Origin of the sequence: Plantibacter sp. T3, assembly GCF_902506515.1 — a bacterium.
GTDB lineage: Bacteria > Actinomycetota > Actinomycetes > Actinomycetales > Microbacteriaceae > Plantibacter > Plantibacter auratus.
The window spans coordinates 3,041,483-3,058,268 of sequence record NZ_LR733286.1 but is presented as its reverse complement, the minus strand read 5'-3'; the positions used below and the strand labels follow the sequence as shown (position 1 = coordinate 3,058,268).

The window sequence follows — 16,786 nt, the reverse complement described above, 5'->3', positions numbered from 1 at the left end:
TGCGCGAAATGATGCTTTGTCGAAAGACGTGTGGGTTCGAGTCCCACCACCGGTACCGCGAACGAGTGGGAAAGCCCTCCGGGCGCACTCAACATGCTTTGTCGAAAGACGTGTGGGTTCGAGTCCCACCACCGGTACCGCGAACGAGTGGGAAAGCCCTCCGGGCGCACTCAACATGCTTTGTCGAAAGACGTGTGGGTTCGAGTCCCACCACCGGTACNTGAGTGGTTCTCGATGTACGGTCGAGAACCCGCAAACAACACCACTGTGTTCGCACAGCGTGTTGGTTTGCTTGTTCACTTTGATACATCAATAGTGTTTCGGCGGCCATAGCGAGAGGGAAACGCCCGGTCACATTCCGAACCCGGAAGCTAAGACTCTTTGCGCCGATGGTACTGCAGGGGGGACCCTGTGGGAGAGTAGGACACCGCCGGACTTCTTCGTTGAAATGGCCACCCAAGGTTCTTGGGTGGCCATTTTGCGTTAACACGCTTTGTGCGTGGAGTCGTCGTTTCACGGGTACCGTGGGACAAGAATTCAACAGTAGGTTGACGCCGGGTGACGGCGTCCGAGCACCGTGGAGATCATCGTGAGTGACCAGTCAGCAGACCAGCCCGACAAGGGTGAGCGACGTCCTCCGAGATCTTCCGGTGACAACCGTGGGAACGGTGGTGCTCCACGGCGCGATGATCGTGCTCGCGGCACCGACCGCCCGCAGCGATCCGATGCGCCCAGGAGCGATCGTCCACGCACGGATCGTCCGCAGCGATCCGACCGTCCATCACGCAGTGGTGACCGTCCGTCATCGGGGGATCGTCCGCAGCGTTCGGATCGTCCTGCCTGGCAGAAGGACCGCCCGGCGTCCGGCGACCGACCGCAGCGCTCGGACCGTCCCGCCTGGCAGCAGGATCGTCCGTCGTCGGGGGATCGTCCGCAGCGGTCCGACCGTCCCGCACGCAGTGGTGACCGTCCGTCCTCCGGAGATCGTCAGGACCGCGGAAACCGGACCGACCGTGGACACTCCTCTGAGCGTGGTGGCCGTCCCGACCGCGGGCGCGACAGCGGTGGACGCGAGCTGTGGACGCGCGATGGCGCTCCGGCCCGCGGCGACCGCGACGCGTTCCGACGCGAGCGCGAGCTGACCGAGGAAGAGCGCATCGCGTTCGAGCTCAAGTCGATCCGTCCGCGTCACGACGACCCGGAGATCCCTGACGACGTCACGCCGCAGGACCTCGACAAGGGTGCGCGGAACGAGCTGAAGACCCTGAGCAAGGAGAACGCCGACGGCGTCGCGCAGCACTTGGCGATGGCGGCGCGACTGATCGACAGCGATCCTGCGTTGGCCCACCTCCACGCGATGTCCGCCGCCCGTCGGGCCGGCCGGATCGCGATGGTCCGCGAGACCCTCGCCATCACCGCGTACGAGACCGGCGACTACGCCCTCGCGCTTCGCGAGCTGCGGACCTATCGCCGTATCTCCGGCAAGGACGACCAGCTGCCGCTCATGGTGGACAGTGAACGCGGCGTCGGCCGTCCGGAGCGTGCCTTGGAACTCGGACGGTCCGTCGATCGCTCGACCCTCGACGTGCCGGTCCGCGTCGCCCTCGCGATCGCGATGTCGGGTGCCCGGCTCGACCTCGGGCAGACCGAGGACGCGCTGCTCGAGCTCCAGATCCCACAGCTCGACCCGAAGCGTGCGTTCTCCTACAGCCCGGCGCTGTTCAACGCGTACGCCGAGACCCTCGAGGTGCTCGGTCGCGAGGAGGAGGCGGCCGTCTGGCACGACCGGGCGATGATCGCTTCCGAAGCGCTTGAGCAGTCCGCTGCGGACGACGAGGGCGAGACGATGGTGGTCGTGGAGGAGTTCCTCGAGTTCGACGACGAACCCGAGTCACCCACAGCTGTCGCCCCCGAATCCGACGATCAGCCTGGGGAGGAGCCGTCCGGTGAGTCCGCTGCTGACGAGAAGGCCTAAGCCCGTGACCCCGCTCGACGGCGTCGACGTGGTCCTCGCGGATCTGGACGGCGTGGTGTACGCCGGCCCGAACCCGATCCCGCACGCGGTGGAGTCGCTGAACCTGGCGGCAGAGCACGTTCGCGTCGGATACATCACGAATAACGCCTCCCGGACGGACGCCTCCGTCGCGCAGCACCTGACCGACCTCGGTCTCAGTGTCGCGCCGGCAGAGGTCGTCACGAGCCCACAGGCCGCGGTCCGACTGCTGGCGGGCCTGGTGCCCGCCGGGTCGACGATCCTGGTCGTCGGTGGCGCCGGGCTCGTCGACGAGGTCGAGAAGGGCGGCTTCGTCGTCACCCGCTCGGCTGAGGACTCGCCGGCTGCGGTGATCCAGGGCTTCGCTCCCGAGGTCGGCTGGTCGCAGCTGGCCGAAGCGGCGTTCGCGCTGCAGACGCCGACCGCCGACGGTTCCGAGCTGCCGTGGGTCGCGACGAACACGGACTGGACCATCCCGCAAGCTCGTGGGATCGCTCCGGGAAACGGAACGCTGGTGTCGGCCGTCCACACGGCGGTCGGCCGTCTGGCGACCGTCGCCGGAAAGCCGGAGGTACCGATCTTCGACGAGGCGAAGGCGCGTTTCGGCGCATCGAAGCCGCTCTTCATCGGCGACCGACTCGACACCGACATCCTCGGCGCGAACCGCGCCGGGATCGCGTCAGCTCTCGTCCTGACCGGCATCGATCGAGCCAAGCACGTCCTCGCGGCCGACCAGCACTCCCGGCCGACCTTCATCCTCGAGGACCTGCGGCAGCTGCACGAGCCGTATCCGGCCACCACCATGTCGCGCGACGGCAAGGCGGCGACGGTCGGTGCGGCCACGGTGCGGATCCGTGGGAACGACGTCGTGGTGGAGTCCGACGGCCCGTCCCGGATCGACCTGTTGCGTGCCGCGTGCGCCGCGATCTGGGCGTCCGGCCGTGCCATCTACGGGCTCAACGTCCCGGAGCGCCTGTACGCGGAGTGATGCCCACCCCTCGGGAGGCGCGGTTCACCGCGGGTGTTCGCCCACAGCGGTTCCCGGGGGCGGCGACGGCGGCGGCCGGTAGGGTTGCCCTGTGACGAACGAACCGGAGCACCCGACCGACGGCCTCGTGTCCCGCGTCCACCTCATCGACGAGCAGCCGCTCGAGGAGCGGGCCGCCGCATACAGCCAGCTCGTCGACGAACTGCGGGCGACGCTCGAGGGGAGCGACTCGCCGAAGACCTCGGCGTAGCGCATGGAGAACACACCCGAACCGCCGGCTGCAGCCGATTCGCCGGACGCCGCCGCGCAGCCCGCCCGCCTCGACGCCGCCCTCGCCGCGCGAGGACTCGCCCGCTCCAGGACCCATGCGGCCCAGCTCATCGCCGACGGGCTCGTGAGCGTCGACGACCGCACGATCGTGAAGGCCTCCCACCGGGTCCACCCGGATGCTCGGGTCGTCGTCGCCGGCGCCGACCACTACGTCAGTCGAGCCGCCCACAAGTTGCTCGCCGCCCTGGACGCCTTCCCGGTCGTCGTCGACGACGCACTCGTCCTCGACGCAGGCGCCTCCACCGGCGGATTCACCCAGGTCCTGCTCGAGCGTGGGGCGCGTCGGGTGATCGCCCTCGACGTCGGGCACGACCAGCTCGTGCCGCAGCTCCGAGCAGACGAGCGGGTGCGGGTCGTCGAGGGGTGCAACGTCCGCTTCCTGACGCCGGAGCAGCTCAGCGAGCTCACCGGCCTGGACGAGCGTCCGTCGCTCGTGGTCGGCGACCTCTCGTTCATCTCCCTCACGCAGGTGCTCCCGGCACTCGTCTCGGTCGTCGAGTCACCGGCGGAACTCGTCCTGCTCGTCAAACCGCAGTTCGAGGTCGGTCGTGGTGGCGTCCGTGAGGGCGTCGTCACCGATCCCGCGCTCCGTGCCGACGCCGTCGCAGGCGTCCTCTGGGCGGCCTGGGACCTCGGGCTCGGGACGGCCGGGCTCATCCCGTCGCCGATCGTCGGCACCCACGGCAACCGCGAGTACGTGGTGTGGATATCGGCGGAGCACGGAACCAATCCGACAGAATGGATGCAGCAGATCACCTCGATGGCTGGAGCGTAACCCGATGGCACATTCCACCGATCCTGCGGTCGCGGCGAGGAACATCCTGGTCGTCGCGCACACCGGCCGCGACGACTCGCGCGATGCCGCCGTGCTCGTGTCCAGACTGCTCCTGGAGGCGGGCGTCCGCCCGGTCCTCAGCGCGCTGGAGCGTGCCGACCTCATCGCCGTCGACCCGGATCTCGACGTCGTCTCCATCCTCGACGAGGAGGTCTCCCTCGGCGACATCGAACTGGCGATCGTCCTCGGCGGCGACGGCACGATCCTGCGAGCGGCCGAGGTCACGCGAGGATCGGCGGCGCCGTTGCTCGGGGTGAACCTCGGTCACATCGGCTTCCTCGCCGAGAGCGAGCGCGACGACCTCGCCGAGACGGTCGAACGCGTCGTGCGTCGCGACTACTTCGTGGAGGAGCGCATGACGCTCTCCGTCCGGGTCAAGGTCGGCGCGGAGGTCGTCTACGAGACGTGGGCGCTCAACGAGGCCACGGTCGAGAAGGCGAGCCGCGAGCGCATGCTCGAGGTCGTGATCGAGGTCGATCAGCGTCCGCTCTCCTCCTTCGGGTGTGACGGGGTGGTCATCTCGACGCCGACCGGCTCCACCGCCTACAACTTCTCGGCGGGCGGCCCGGTCGTGTGGCCGTCGGTGGAGGCCATCACCCTCGTCCCGCTCAGCGCGCACGCCCTGTTCGCGAAGCCGCTCGTGGTCGGCCCCGAGTCGTCCCTCGCCGTCGAGGTGCTGGAACGCACCGACGGCCTCGGCGTGCTCTGGTGCGACGGCCGCCGGGCCAAGGACCTCCAGCCGGGCGCCCGGGTGGTCGTCAGACGCTCCTCGGTGCCGGTCCGCCTCGCACGCCTCCACGAGAGCACCTTCACCGATCGACTCGTCAACAAGTTCCGGCTACCGGTCACCGGTTGGCGTGGCCCCATCGGACGCGAGGAGCCGATGACCGGCACGATCCACCTCCCGGCCTCCACGGCCACCCGACACCACAGCGATCAGGAGGGCACCGCATGATCGAGGAGATCGAGATCCGCGACCTCGGCGTGATCGCGTCCGGGACACTCCCGCTCGGTCCCGGCTTCACCGCCGTAACGGGCGAGACCGGCGCAGGCAAGACGATGGTCGTCACCGCCCTCGGGCTGCTCCTCGGACAGCGGTCGGACAGCGGCGTCGTGCGAGCGGGCCAGAAGCAGACGAGTGTCCAAGGACGCTGGTTGGTGCCGGGCGACGGCGCGGTCGCCGAGCGCGTCCGCGAGGCCGGGGGAGACCTCGATCCCGCGGGTGATGCCGCAGAGCTGCTGCTCGGTCGGATCGTGACCGCCGAGGGCCGCGGCCGCGCGATCGTCGGTGGCCGCACGGCCCCCATCGGGATCCTCTCCGAACTCGGCGAGCAGCTCGTCGTCGTGCATGGGCAGTCCGATCAGATCCGACTGCGGGCCGCGCCGGCCCAGCGGGACGCCCTGGACCGCTTCGCCGGCGAACCGCTCCAGCGTGCTCTCGGCGACTACCAGCGGTGCTACACGGAGCTCCTGGAGCTGCGGACGGAACTCGAGACCCTGACGAACGAGCGCGACACGCGACTCCTCGAGGCCGAGCAGCTGCGCGTCGCGCTCGCCGAGATCGAGCAGGCCGACCCACAGCCCGGCGAGGACGCCGAGCTCGCCGAGCGCGCAGATCGACTGACGAACCTCGAAGAGCTCCGCCTCTCGGCGGCCGGCGCCCGAGAGCTCGTCTCGGCCGAGGCCGGCGAGGAGAGCGACGTCGTCGGACTGCTCGAAGGCGCGCGGCGGCAGCTCGACCGGGCCTCGGTGCACGATCCCGCCCTCGGCGCGATCGCCGCGAGTGTCGCCAACGCGAGCTACCTGGCCGCGGAGATCGCCGCCGAGCTCTCGAGCTACCTCGCCGGACTCGACGAGGACGGCGCTCGCGAACTCGAGGTCGTCCAGGAGCGCCGGGCCACCCTCGCGACGCTCGCCAGGAAGTATGGCCCGGCGCCCGAGGATGTCCTGCACCTGCTCGAGACGGGCAGCACCCGCCTGATGGAGCTCGACGGCGACTCCGACCGCATCACCCAGCTCGAGGGCGACGTCGAACGACTCTCCGGGGAGGTCGACGCCGCTGCCGCGACGTTGAGCGCCGTCCGGGTCGAAGCCGCCGCTCGACTCGGCGCAGCCGCGAGCGCGGAACTGCGCTCGCTCGCGATGGCCGAGGCTGAGCTCGTCGTCGAGGTGTCCGATCGCGACGACCTCACCCTGCACGGCAAGGACGTGATCGCCTTCCTCCTCCGACCGCACGCCGGTGCCGAGCCCCGACCGCTGGGCAAGGGCGCCTCGGGTGGAGAGCTGTCCCGCGTGATGCTCGCCCTTGAGGTCGTCATCGCCGGCGCGGACCCCGTGCCCACCTTCGTGTTCGACGAGGTCGACGCCGGTGTCGGCGGAGCCGCGGCGATAGAGATCGGCCGTCGCCTCGCGGCTCTCGCCGAGCGCTCGCAGGTGATCGTCGTCACCCACCTCGCGCAGGTCGCGGCCTTCGCCAACAACCACCTGAGCGTGGTCAAGGGCGGCGACGGTTCGGTGACCGCGTCGAGCGTGCGCCAGCTCGTCGGCGCCGAGCGGGAGGCGGAGATGGCGCGGCTGCTCTCCGGGCTCGCGGAGTCCGACAGCGGCCTCGCCCACGCCCGCGAACTGCTCGCCCTCGCAGCCTCCTGACGACGCGACCGCGAAGGAAGCGACACATGAACCCGAACTGGATGGTAGGATAAAAGCCCGTGGTGAATACTTCTGAAGCGGGCAACCTGAACTCTCCGATCGACGGCATCGTCTCGGGCTCCAACGGCACGACCAAGCACATCTTCGTGACTGGTGGTGTCGTTTCTTCGTTGGGCAAGGGGCTCACCGCAGCCAGCCTCGGCAACCTGCTGACGGCGCGCGGGCTCCGGGTGGTCATGCAGAAGCTCGACCCCTACCTCAACGTCGACCCGGGCACGATGAACCCGTTCCAGCACGGCGAGGTCTTCGTGACCGACGACGGCGCCGAGACCGACCTCGACATCGGCCACTACGAGCGGTTCCTCGACATCGAGCTGAGCCAGGCCGCGAACGTGACGACGGGTCAGATCTACTCGACCGTGATCGCCAAGGAGCGTCGCGGCGAGTACCTCGGCGACACCGTGCAGGTGATCCCGCACATCACGGACGAGATCAAGCGCCGCATGCGCCTGCAGGCTTCCGAGACGCCCCAGCCCGACGTGATCATCACCGAGATCGGTGGCACGGTCGGCGACATCGAGTCGCAGCCGTTCATCGAGTCGGCTCGTCAGATCCGCCACGAGCTCGGCCGGAACAACGTGTTCTTCGTCCACGTCTCGCTCGTGCCGTACATGGGCGCCTCGGGTGAGCAGAAGACGAAGCCGACGCAGCACTCGGTCGCGGCCCTCCGGTCCATCGGCATCCAGCCCGACGCACTCGTGCTCCGCAGCGACCGTCCGGTGACCGAGAGCAACAAGCGCAAGATCGCGCTCATGTGCGACGTCGACGAGGACGCGGTCGTGAACGCGGTCGACGTCCCGAGCATCTACGACATCCCCACCATGCTGAACGACCAGGGCCTCGACGCGTACATCGCCGACCGCCTGGGTCTCGTCACCAACGAGGTCGACTGGAGCGGCTGGGCCGACCTCCTCGAGGCCGTCCACCACCCGAAGCACGCCGTCACCATCGGCCTCGTCGGCAAGTACATCGATCTGCCCGACGCCTACCTGTCGGTGACCGAGGCGCTCAAGGCCGGCGGCTTCGCCCACGACACCAAGGTCAGCATCCGGTGGATCCCGTCCGACGACTGCGAGACCGTCGAGGGAGCGATCAAGGCGCTCGCCGACGTCGACGGCATCTGCGTCCCCGGTGGCTTCGGCATCCGCGGCATCGAGGGCAAGCTCGGTGCCCTGAAGTTCGCCCGCGAGAACGGCATTCCGGTGCTCGGTCTCTGCCTCGGCCTGCAGTGCATGGTCATCGAGTACGCCAGGAACGTCGTCGGGCTCGAGGGCGCCAGCTCCTCCGAGTTCGACCCCGACACGCAGTTCCCCGTCATCGCGACGATGGCCGAGCAGGTCGAGATCATCGCCGGCGGCGACCTCGGTGGCACGATGCGCCTCGGTCTGTACGCGGCGAAGCTCGACGAGGGCTCGATCGTCGCCGAGCTGTACGGTGCGGACGAGGTGTCCGAGCGCCACCGTCACCGCTACGAGGTGAACAACGGCTACCGCCAGCAGATCGCGGACGCCGGCCTTCAGTTCTCCGGGCTTTCGCCCGACGGCACGCTGGTCGAGTACGTCGAACTGCCGCGCGAGGTGCACCCGTTCTACGTCGCGACGCAGGCGCACCCCGAGCTGCGGTCGCGCCCGAACCACGCGCACCCGCTGTTCGCCGGCCTCGTCGGTGCTTCGCTCGAGCGCCAGCAGGCGAGCCGCCTGTTCGACGTCGCCAATGGTTGAGTCGATCGCCGACGCCGCGTCGTTGCGCGACGAGTCGCACCCCGTCGAGGTGGTGTCCTCCGAGCGCGCGTTCGCGGGCAAGGTCTGGGACATCCGTCGGGAGACGTTCCGCTACGGCGACGGCGAGGTCGTGCGCGAGTTCGTCGACCACACCGGTGCGGTCGCGGTGTTGGCGCTCGACGCCGACGAGCGCGTCCTGCTCATCCAGCAGTATCGCCACCCGATCGGCGAGCGCGACTGGGAGCTGCCGGCCGGCCTGCTCGACATCGCGGGGGAGGACCCGGCTGTTGCCGCGGGTCGCGAGCTGGAGGAGGAGGCCGACCTCGTCGCCGGTTCGCTCCAGCTGCTGACGGAGTTCTACACGACGCCCGGTGGCAGCAACGAGTCGATCCGCATCTATCTCGCGCGCGACCTCACCGCGACAGCCGAGGCCTTCGCCCGTGCTGAGGAGGAGGCGGACATCCTCGTGGAGTGGGTGCCTCTCGACGACGCCGTGGCCGCGGTGCTCGACGGCCGACTCCACAACTCGATCCTGATGCTCGGCGTCCTCACGGCCGCCGCGGCTCGCGATCGCGGGTGGTCGACGCTGCGTGACAGCGGCGACTCCACGATCGGGCCGGGCGGAGCCTGAGGCGTGGCGCTCGATCGCGCGGTCGCCGACTACCTGCGGCACATCGCGATCGAGCGCGGCCTGTCGGCCAACACCCAGGCCGCCTACCGGCGGGATCTCGAGGGCTACCTCGCCTGGCTCGGCGCGCACGGCGTCGTCGAGGCACCGGCCGTCACCGCCGCGCATGTGTCGGAGTACACGGCGTCGCTCCGGACACCGGAGGGGCAGCCGGTGCGCGCGTCCTCGCTCGCCAGGGTGCTGTCGTCGATCCGTGGTCTTCATCGGTTCTTGCTCGACGAACAGCTCGTCGAGGTCGACGTCGCGCGCGAGGTCCGCCCGCCGAAGCTCCCGGGACGGCTCCCGAAGGCGATCACGATCGACCAGGTCCGCGCGCTGCTCGAGACGACCGACGGCGACGACCTGCTCGCCGTCCGCGACAAGGCGCTCCTCGAACTGCTCTACGCGACAGGTGCCCGCGTCTCCGAGGCCGTCGGCCTGAACGTCGACGACGTCATCGACACCGACATCGTCCGGCTCCTCGGCAAGGGCGGCAAGCAGCGGATCGTGCCGCTCGGCAGCTTCGCCCGTGACGCCGTCGACCGCTACCTCGTGCGCGTCCGGCCGGTCTTCTCCGGCCTCGGCCGGTCCACGCCGGCGCTCTTCCTCGGGCAGCGCGGTGCGCGGCTGTCCCGGCAGAGCGCGTGGCTCGTCCTCCAACGCGCCGCCGAGCGCGCAGGACTCGAATCGCACGTCTCGCCGCACACCCTCCGACACTCCTTCGCGACGCACCTGCTGCAGGGCGGAGCCGACGTCCGGGTCGTGCAGGAACTCCTCGGTCACTCCTCGGTGGCGACGACGCAGCTGTACACGCTGGTGACGGTCGACAACCTCCGCGACGTGTACACGCAGTCCCATCCCCGGGCCAGATGGACCACGGGCGGAGCGGCACCGCAGGCCTGACCCGTGGCCCGGTAGACTCGTCACTCGAACGACAGCAAGCGGGAGCGAGGCAACACCGGTGGCCGGTACGAAGCACACGAGCGCAGTGCAGGATTCTGCGCGCAAGACCGCCGCCGAACTGAACCCGAACGGCCCGACCGGCCGCCCGCGTCGTGAGTTCGCGGTGCCGCCCACACTGGCGCAGCACGGTCCGGCACGCATCATCTCGCTCTGCAACCAGAAGGGTGGCGTCGGCAAGACGACGACCACCATCAGTCTGTCCGCCGCGCTGGCCGAATACGGCCGCCGGGTGCTCGTCGTCGACTTCGACCCTCAGGGTGCGCTGTCCGCCGGTCTCGGCATCTCCACCCACGACTCCAACACCGTGTACGACCTGCTGCTCGGCACCGTGAAGGACCCGGCCGAGGTCATCCAGCACACCGCCATCGAGGGTCTCGACGTGCTCCCGGCCAACATCGACCTCTCGGCCGCCGAGGTCCACCTCGTCAACGAGGTCGCGCGCGAGACGATCCTGGCCCGGGTGCTCCGTAAGGTGTCCGACGACTACGACGTCATCCTGATCGACTGCCAGCCCTCGCTCGGCCTGCTCACGGTCAACGCCCTCACCGCCAGCCACGGGGTCCTCATCCCGCTCGAGTGCGAGTTCTTCGCGCTCCGCGGTGTCGCGCTGCTCATCGAGACCATCGACAAGGTGCGCGACCGCCTCAACCCGGCGATCGAGCTCGACGGCATCCTCGCCACCATGTACGACTCCCGGACCCTACACTCGCGTGAGGTCCTCGAGCGCGTCGTCGACGCGTTCGGCGAGAAGGTCCTCGAGACGGTCATCGGCCGGACCGTGAAGTTCCCCGACGCGAGCGTCGCCGGAACCCCGATCACCGAGTTCGCACCGGAGCACGCCGCCGCGAAGGCCTACCGTCAGCTCGCGAGAGAGCTCATCTCCCGTGGCGCGATCGCCTGATCCCGCGCGGACGCCCGTGGCCGTCCTCCCTCCGGCCGGCGACACCGGCTCGCGCTCCGCTGAGGCGACGCCCGTCGACCCCGCACCGGCACCGTCGTTCCGGGTGTCGTTCGAGGGCTTCGAAGGGCCCTTCGACCTCCTGCTGACCCTCATCGGCAAGCACGAACTCGACATCACCGAGGTCTCGCTCAGCCGCGTGACCGACGAGTTCATCGCCTACCTGCGCACGCTCGAGGCCGACGACGAACTCGACCAGGCGAGCGAGTTCCTCGTCGTCGCGGCCACCCTGCTCGACCTCAAGATCGCGGGGCTGCTGCCGCAGGGTGAGCTCGTGGACGCGGAGGACGTCGCCCTGCTGGAGGCGCGGGACCTGCTGTTCGCCCGCCTGCTGCAGTACCGCGCGTTCAAGCAGGCGTCAGCGTGGTTCGCGGAGCGCCTCGACCTGGAGGCGGCGCGCCACTTCCGGGCGGTCCGTCTGGAGGAGCAGTACCGTCAGCAGACCCCGGAACTCGTCTGGACGCTGACCGCGCAGGACTTCGGCGCACTCGCGACGCTCGCGTTCACGCCGCGCGAGGTGCCGACCGTGGGCCTCGACCACCTGCACGCACCGCTTGTGAGCATCCGGGAACAGGCGGCGCACGTCGTCGCCATCCTGCGCCGCGGCGGGTCCCACACCTTCCGCGAGCTCGTGGCCGGTGCGGGGCTGAAGGGCGTGGTCATCGCGCGCTTCATCGCCGTGCTCGAACTGTACCGACACGCCGCGCTGTCCTTCGAGCAGATCGAACCGCTCGGCGAGCTCACGCTCCGCTGGACCGCCGAGACCTGGAACGACGACAGCCTCGCCAACCTGGGAGCCGATTACGATGCCTGACGCGACACCCGAGTCGATCGAGCGGCCGATGGACGCCGCCCAGGGCCTGCCGGCCGAGCCCGCGCCGGTGCCCGCACCGGACGTCCCGCGTGCGCTCGAGGCGATCCTCATGGTCGCCGACGAACCGCAGAGCCTCGTGAACCTCGCCGCCGCCGTGCACGTCCCGGTCGGCGCCGTCCGACGGGCCATCGCCGAACTCGTCGCCGACTACGACGGCGAACGCGGTGGCGTCCGACGCGGGTTCGAGCTCCGCGAGGTCGGCGGCGGCTGGCGGATCTACGTCCGAGCCGACTACGACGCGCTCGTCACCGACTACGTCGTGACCCAGAACCCGACGAAGCTGTCGCAGGCGGCACTCGAGACCCTGGCCGTGATCGCCTACAAGCAGCCGATCAGCCGCGGCGCGATCGCCTCGATCCGCGCCGTCAACGTCGACTCCGTCGTCCGCACCCTCCTCGGGCGCGGACTCATCACGGAGATGTTCACCGACAGTGAGACGGGTGCCATCAACTACGGCACCACCGATCTCCTGCTCACCCAACTTGGTATCAACGCCATCGAGGAGCTGCCGCGGATCTCGCCGTTGCTCGACGATGGCCGGGAAGGATTCGACAGTGACCAGCACTGAATCAGAGGGCATCCGCTTGCAGAAGGTGCTGGCGAACGCCGGCGTCGCCTCGAGGCGCGTGTCGGAGCAACTCATCGAGGACGGCCGCGTGGAGGTGAACGGCGTCGTCGTCACCGAACTCGGCTCGCGGATCGATCCGGAGCATGACCTCGTGTCGGTCGACGGCAGCGCCATCCAGCTCGACGCCTCGAAGCGCTACCTCATGCTCAACAAGCCGGTGGGCATCTACAGCTCGCTGAAGGACGACCGCGGTCGCCCCGACCTGCGCCGCTTCACCGAGCAGTACGAGGAACGGCTCTTCAACGTGGGCCGCCTCGACGCCGAGACGAGCGGGCTGCTCATCCTCACCAACGACGGCGACCTCGCGCACGTGCTCGCCCACCCGTCGTTCGGCGTGCAGAAGACGTACATCGCGAAGGTCACCGGCAAGGTCACTGCGCAGGTCCTCGCGAAGCTGACCGCCGGCATCGAGCTCGAGGACGGACCGATCTCCGCCGACAAGGCCCGCCTGCTCGGCACCGAGGACGGCTTCAGCCTCGTGGAGCTCACGCTGCACTCCGGGCGGAACCGCATCGTCCGTCGCATGCTCGACGCGGTCGGCCACCCGGTCGTCGACCTCGTGCGCCGTCAGTTCGGCCCCCTGCACCTCGGGACCCTCGGATCCGGCCAGCTGCGCGAGCTGAGCAAGGACGAACTCGGCGCCATCCTGACCATCGCCCGCGCACACGGTCCTGAAGCCCGCGCGGCCGACGGTACGGCAGCGGAGGCGTCGGAGCCGACGGCATGAGCGACCTGAGCTCCGCGCCCGCGCGCGTGCAGGGGTCGGTCCGCATCGTCGGAGCCGGCCTCCTCGGCGCGAGCATCGGACTCGCACTGCGTGCCAAGGGCGTCGACATCATCCTCGACGACGCGTCGCCCAGCCAGTTGCGCCTCGCCATCGACTACGGCGCGGGCCGAGCTGCGGAACCCACCGATGACCCGTCCGTCGTCGTCATCTGCGTCCCACCGGACGTCACCGCCCGCGTCATCGAGGCCGAACTCGCCGCGTTCCCGCGCGCCGTCGTGACCGACGTCGCGAGCGTGAAGCTCGAACCGTACCGGGCACTGCTCGAGCGCGGTGTCGACCTCACCCGGTACATCGGTTCCCACCCGCTCGCCGGCCGTGAACGCGGGGGAGCGATCTCCGCCAGGGCCGACCTCTTCCTCGGCCGCCCCTGGGTGATCTGCCGCGACGCCGAGACACCCGCCTGGGCGCTGTCGCAGGTGGAGGGCCTCGCGCTCGACCTCGGCACCATCCCGATGGAGATGACGCCGGACGAACACGACCGCTTCGTCGCGCTCGTCTCGCACACGCCGCAACTCGTCGCGAGCCTCCTGGCCGCCCAGCTGCAGGACGCCGAGGAGGGCGCCATCCAGCTCGCCGGACAGGGCCTGCGCGACACCGTCCGCATCGCCTCGAGTGCGCCGGAGCTCTGGGTCCAGATCCTCAGCGCCAACCACGCAGAGGTCCTCCCGGTGCTGGAGCAGCTGTCCACCGACCTCGCGTCGGTCATCTCGGCGCTCCGGGACCCGGAGGTGCCTGGCGCTCGCCGCACGATCGCGGACACGATCGCCGCCGGCAACACCGGCGTCGCACGGCTCCCCGGCAAGCACGGCCAGAACCGCCGGTTCGCCAGCATCGTCGTCCTCCTCGACGACCGCCCCGGCCAGCTGGGCGCCCTGTTCACGGAGCTCGGCGAGATCGGCGTCAACATCGAAGACCTGCGTCTGGAGCACTCGCCCGGCGCGAACATCGGTCTCGCGGAGGTCCAGGTCCTCCCCGAGGTCAAGCAGCGCACCGTCGACGACCTCGAGTCGCGCGGTTGGCGCATCGCGGAAGTATAGGAAGAGACATGACCGAACAGCACTCCACCAGCACCGACGCGTCGACGACGCCGGACGCACCCGTCGTGGTCGCGATCGACGGACCGGCCGGCAGCGGCAAGTCCAGCGTGAGCAAGGCCGTCGCCCGCCGGCTCGGCTACCGCTACCTCGACACGGGCGCCTGGTACCGCGCGCTCGCGCTCCACACGCTCGATGCGGACGTCGACCCCGAGGACTCGGCGGCGGTGATCGGCTCGCTCGACGCGTTCGGTGGTGCCTTCACCGTCTCCCTCGACCCGGACGTGACCGCGTTCACGCTCGGGGCTCGCGACGTCACCGACGAGATCCGCGGCCCTCGCGTGACGGCCGTCGTCTCCGCGGTCGCCCGTGTCCCGGAGGTGCGTGCGTGGATCAACGAGACCTTCCGATCGCTCATCGCCGACGTCGACCGCCCGGGCATCGTCGTCGAGGGACGCGACATCACCACGGTGGTCGCACCGGATGCTCAGGCTCGGATCCTGCTCACGGCATCCGAAGCGGCTAGAATGGCCAGGCGTTCAGCGGAATTCGAGAGCCACCCTGCCGGCGACGTCGCGGAACAACTGCAGCGGCGTGATCGGGCGGACTCCAGGGTCGTCGACTTCATGAACGCGGCGGACGGAGTGACCACGGTCGACTCCACGCACATCGACTTCGACGAGACGGTCGACGCGGTCGTCCGCGTCACCGAATCCCTCACAGCAAGGAACTCCCATGGCTCACGATGACGAGCAGTTCGACGGAGGCCCCGACGACCTCGCGGACCGCCTCCAGGACATGGACGAGGAGCTCGCGACCCAGCGGGCCGCGTCCCTCCGCTCCGGCCTGGCCGACTACGACCTCGAGGGCGACGACCTCGACATCCTCGACGGCGCGACGGAGGACCCGGACGAGATCCGCTTCCTGCCGGCGCTGCCCGTCGTGGCGATCGTCGGTCGCCCGAACGTGGGCAAGTCCGCGCTGGTGAACCGCATTCTCGGCCGTCGTGAGGCCGTCGTGGAGGACACCCCCGGTGTCACCCGCGACCGCGTGAACTACAAGGCCGAGTGGAACGACCGTCGCTTCACGGTCGTCGACACCGGTGGGTGGGAGCCCGACGCCAAGGGGATCGACGCGTCCGTCGCGGCCCAGGCCGAGATCGCCATCGACCTCTCCGACGTCGTGATCTTCGTGGTCGACGCCATGGTCGGTGCCACGGCGACCGACGAGCAGGTCGTCAAGCTGCTCCGCAAGACCGGACGCCCCGTCTTCCTCGTCGCCAACAAGGTCGACGACGCCCGTCAGGAGCCGGAGGCCGCGGCGCTCTGGAACCTCGGCCTCGGCGAGCCCCACCCGGTCTCCGCGATCCACGGCCGTGGTGTCGCCGACCTCCTCGACAAGATCCTCAAGGTCCTCCCGCAGGTCTCGGCCGTCGCGAAGGACGAGTTCGGCGGCCCCCGCCGCGTCGCGATCCTCGGACGCCCGAACGTCGGCAAGTCCAGCCTGCTCAACAAGACCGCAGGCGAGGAGCGCGTCGTCGTCAACGATCTCGCCGGGACCACCCGCGACCCGGTCGACGAGCAGATCGAGCTCGGCGGCAAGATCTGGCGCTTCGTCGACACCGCGGGTATCCGTCGTCGCGTGCACCTGTCGCAGGGTGCCGATTTCTACGCGTCGCTCCGCACGAGCACGGCGCTCGAGAAGGCCGAGGTGGCCGTCGTCCTCATCGACGTCACCGAGGTGATCAGCGAGCAGGACGTGCGGATCATCGACCTCGTCCTCGAGAGCGGTCGCGCCCTCGTGCTCGCCTTCAACAAGTGGGACCAGCTCGACGACGAACGCCGGAAGTACCTGGAGCGCGAGATCGAGCAGGACCTCTCGCACGTGTCGTGGGCGCCGCGCGTCAACATCTCCGCGCGGACGGGCCGCCACCTCGAGCGTCTCGTCCCGGCCCTCGAGGTCGCACTCGAGTCGTGGGACATGCGTATCCCCACGGGCAAGTTCAACGCCTTCCTCGCCGAGCTCACAGCGGCACACCCGCACCCGCTGCGCGGTGGCAAGCAGCCCCGCATCCTGTTCGGCACGCAGGCCGCGAGCCGCCCGCCGACCTTCGTGCTCTTCACGACCGGCTTCCTCGACCCCGGTTACCGTCGCTACGTGATCCGTCGCCTGCGCGAGATCTGGGGCTTCGAGGGCACACCGATCAACGTCAACATGCGCGTCCGCGAGAAGCGCCAGCGCTGATCCACCGCGTCCGTGCCTCGGGCGGCGACGACGAAGGCCCGGGACCATTCCATGG

Annotated in this window: 16 protein-coding genes and 1 rRNA gene; all 17 read left to right on the top strand. The window is 69.7% G+C overall.

The window, feature by feature from the left end:
• Window positions 1–319: 319 nt before the first annotated feature.
• The 17 genes from rrf to der all read left to right on the top strand — a co-directional run bounded on the left by rrf (window position 320) and on the right by der (window position 16,731).
• Window positions 320–436, top strand: a 5S ribosomal RNA gene (gene rrf / locus GV015_RS14530).
• Window positions 437–589: 153 nt separating this feature from the next.
• Window positions 590–1,975, top strand: a complete 1,386-nt coding sequence (locus GV015_RS19195; RefSeq protein ID WP_236555480.1) for a primosomal protein — start codon at window positions 590–592, stop codon at window positions 1,973–1,975.
• 4 nt (window positions 1,976–1,979) lie between these two features.
• The gene (locus GV015_RS14520) at window positions 1,980–2,981 is read left to right on the top strand and encodes an HAD-IIA family hydrolase (RefSeq protein ID WP_236555479.1); all 1,002 of its coding nucleotides are present in this window, start codon (window positions 1,980–1,982) and stop codon (window positions 2,979–2,981) included.
• 91 nt (window positions 2,982–3,072) lie between these two features.
• Window positions 3,073–3,231 carry a hypothetical protein gene (locus tag GV015_RS19055; RefSeq protein WP_162852287.1) on the top strand — a complete coding sequence of 53 codons (159 nt, stop codon included), beginning with the start codon at window positions 3,073–3,075 and terminating at the stop codon, window positions 3,229–3,231.
• Between the two features lie 3 nt (window positions 3,232–3,234).
• Complete coding sequence (locus tag GV015_RS14515; protein WP_159879014.1) at window positions 3,235–4,086, top strand: TlyA family RNA methyltransferase; 852 nt, start codon at window positions 3,235–3,237, stop codon at window positions 4,084–4,086.
• Window positions 4,087–4,090: 4 nt separating this feature from the next.
• Window positions 4,091–5,101: an NAD kinase gene (locus GV015_RS14510; protein WP_159879012.1), complete on the top strand. Its 1,011-nt coding sequence runs from the start codon at window positions 4,091–4,093 to the stop codon at window positions 5,099–5,101.
• Complete coding sequence (gene recN / locus GV015_RS14505) at window positions 5,098–6,795, top strand: DNA repair protein RecN (protein WP_159879010.1); 1,698 nt, start codon at window positions 5,098–5,100, stop codon at window positions 6,793–6,795. Before GV015_RS14510 ends, recN begins: the two co-directional genes overlap by 4 nt.
• Window positions 6,796–6,881: 86 nt before the next feature.
• Window positions 6,882–8,576, top strand: a complete 1,695-nt coding sequence (locus tag GV015_RS14500; RefSeq protein ID WP_194718987.1) for a CTP synthase — start codon at window positions 6,882–6,884, stop codon at window positions 8,574–8,576.
• Window positions 8,569–9,207: an NUDIX hydrolase gene (locus GV015_RS14495; protein WP_159879008.1), complete on the top strand. Its 639-nt coding sequence runs from the start codon at window positions 8,569–8,571 to the stop codon at window positions 9,205–9,207. The genes GV015_RS14500 and GV015_RS14495 overlap by 8 nt, the downstream gene beginning before the upstream one ends.
• A gap of 3 nt (window positions 9,208–9,210) precedes the next feature.
• A complete protein-coding gene (gene xerD, locus GV015_RS14490; protein WP_086475418.1) occupies window positions 9,211–10,146 on the top strand; it encodes a site-specific tyrosine recombinase XerD in 936 nt (311 codons plus the stop codon).
• Between the two features lie 85 nt (window positions 10,147–10,231).
• Window positions 10,232–11,107, top strand: coding sequence for a ParA family protein (locus tag GV015_RS14485; protein ID WP_071260744.1), 876 nt, complete (start codon window positions 10,232–10,234; stop codon window positions 11,105–11,107).
• Window positions 11,108–11,123: 16 nt separating this feature from the next.
• The gene (locus GV015_RS14480; protein ID WP_159879006.1) at window positions 11,124–11,978 is read left to right on the top strand and encodes a ScpA family protein; all 855 of its coding nucleotides are present in this window, start codon (window positions 11,124–11,126) and stop codon (window positions 11,976–11,978) included.
• Window positions 11,979–12,006: 28 nt separating this feature from the next.
• The gene (gene scpB, locus GV015_RS14475) at window positions 12,007–12,606 is read left to right on the top strand and encodes an SMC-Scp complex subunit ScpB (RefSeq protein ID WP_159880311.1); all 600 of its coding nucleotides are present in this window, start codon (window positions 12,007–12,009) and stop codon (window positions 12,604–12,606) included.
• A complete protein-coding gene (locus tag GV015_RS14470; protein WP_086475416.1) occupies window positions 12,572–13,393 on the top strand; it encodes a pseudouridine synthase in 822 nt (273 codons plus the stop codon). Before scpB ends, GV015_RS14470 begins: the two co-directional genes overlap by 35 nt.
• Window positions 13,390–14,490, top strand: coding sequence for a prephenate dehydrogenase (locus GV015_RS14465; RefSeq protein WP_159879004.1), 1,101 nt, complete (start codon window positions 13,390–13,392; stop codon window positions 14,488–14,490). Before GV015_RS14470 ends, GV015_RS14465 begins: the two co-directional genes overlap by 4 nt.
• Before the next feature lie 8 nt (window positions 14,491–14,498).
• On the top strand, window positions 14,499–15,236 hold the full coding sequence (gene cmk / locus GV015_RS14460) for a (d)CMP kinase (RefSeq protein ID WP_159879002.1): 738 nt from the start codon (window positions 14,499–14,501) through the stop codon (window positions 15,234–15,236).
• Window positions 15,223–16,731, top strand: coding sequence for a ribosome biogenesis GTPase Der (gene der, locus GV015_RS14455; protein WP_085514417.1), 1,509 nt, complete (start codon window positions 15,223–15,225; stop codon window positions 16,729–16,731). The genes cmk and der overlap by 14 nt, the downstream gene beginning before the upstream one ends.
• Window positions 16,732–16,786 lie beyond the last annotated feature (55 nt).

What these genes read in the sequence shown, in the direction of transcription:
- GV015_RS14515 (WP_159879014.1), top strand. Translation starts at nt 3,235, where the DNA reads ATGGAGAACACACCCGAACCGCCGGCTGCAGCCGATTCGCCGGACGCC.
- GV015_RS14510 (WP_159879012.1), top strand. Translation starts at nt 4,091, where the DNA reads ATGGCACATTCCACCGATCCTGCGGTCGCGGCGAGGAACATCCTGGTC.
- recN (WP_159879010.1), top strand. Translation starts at nt 5,098, where the DNA reads ATGATCGAGGAGATCGAGATCCGCGACCTCGGCGTGATCGCGTCCGGG.
- GV015_RS14495 (WP_159879008.1), top strand. Translation starts at nt 8,569, where the DNA reads ATGGTTGAGTCGATCGCCGACGCCGCGTCGTTGCGCGACGAGTCGCAC.
- scpB (WP_159880311.1), top strand. Translation starts at nt 12,007, where the DNA reads ATGGACGCCGCCCAGGGCCTGCCGGCCGAGCCCGCGCCGGTGCCCGCA.
- GV015_RS14470 (WP_086475416.1), top strand. Translation starts at nt 12,572, where the DNA reads ATGGCCGGGAAGGATTCGACAGTGACCAGCACTGAATCAGAGGGCATC.
- GV015_RS14465 (WP_159879004.1), top strand. Translation starts at nt 13,390, where the DNA reads ATGAGCGACCTGAGCTCCGCGCCCGCGCGCGTGCAGGGGTCGGTCCGC.
- cmk (WP_159879002.1), top strand. Translation starts at nt 14,499, where the DNA reads ATGACCGAACAGCACTCCACCAGCACCGACGCGTCGACGACGCCGGAC.
- der (WP_085514417.1), top strand. Translation starts at nt 15,223, where the DNA reads ATGGCTCACGATGACGAGCAGTTCGACGGAGGCCCCGACGACCTCGCG.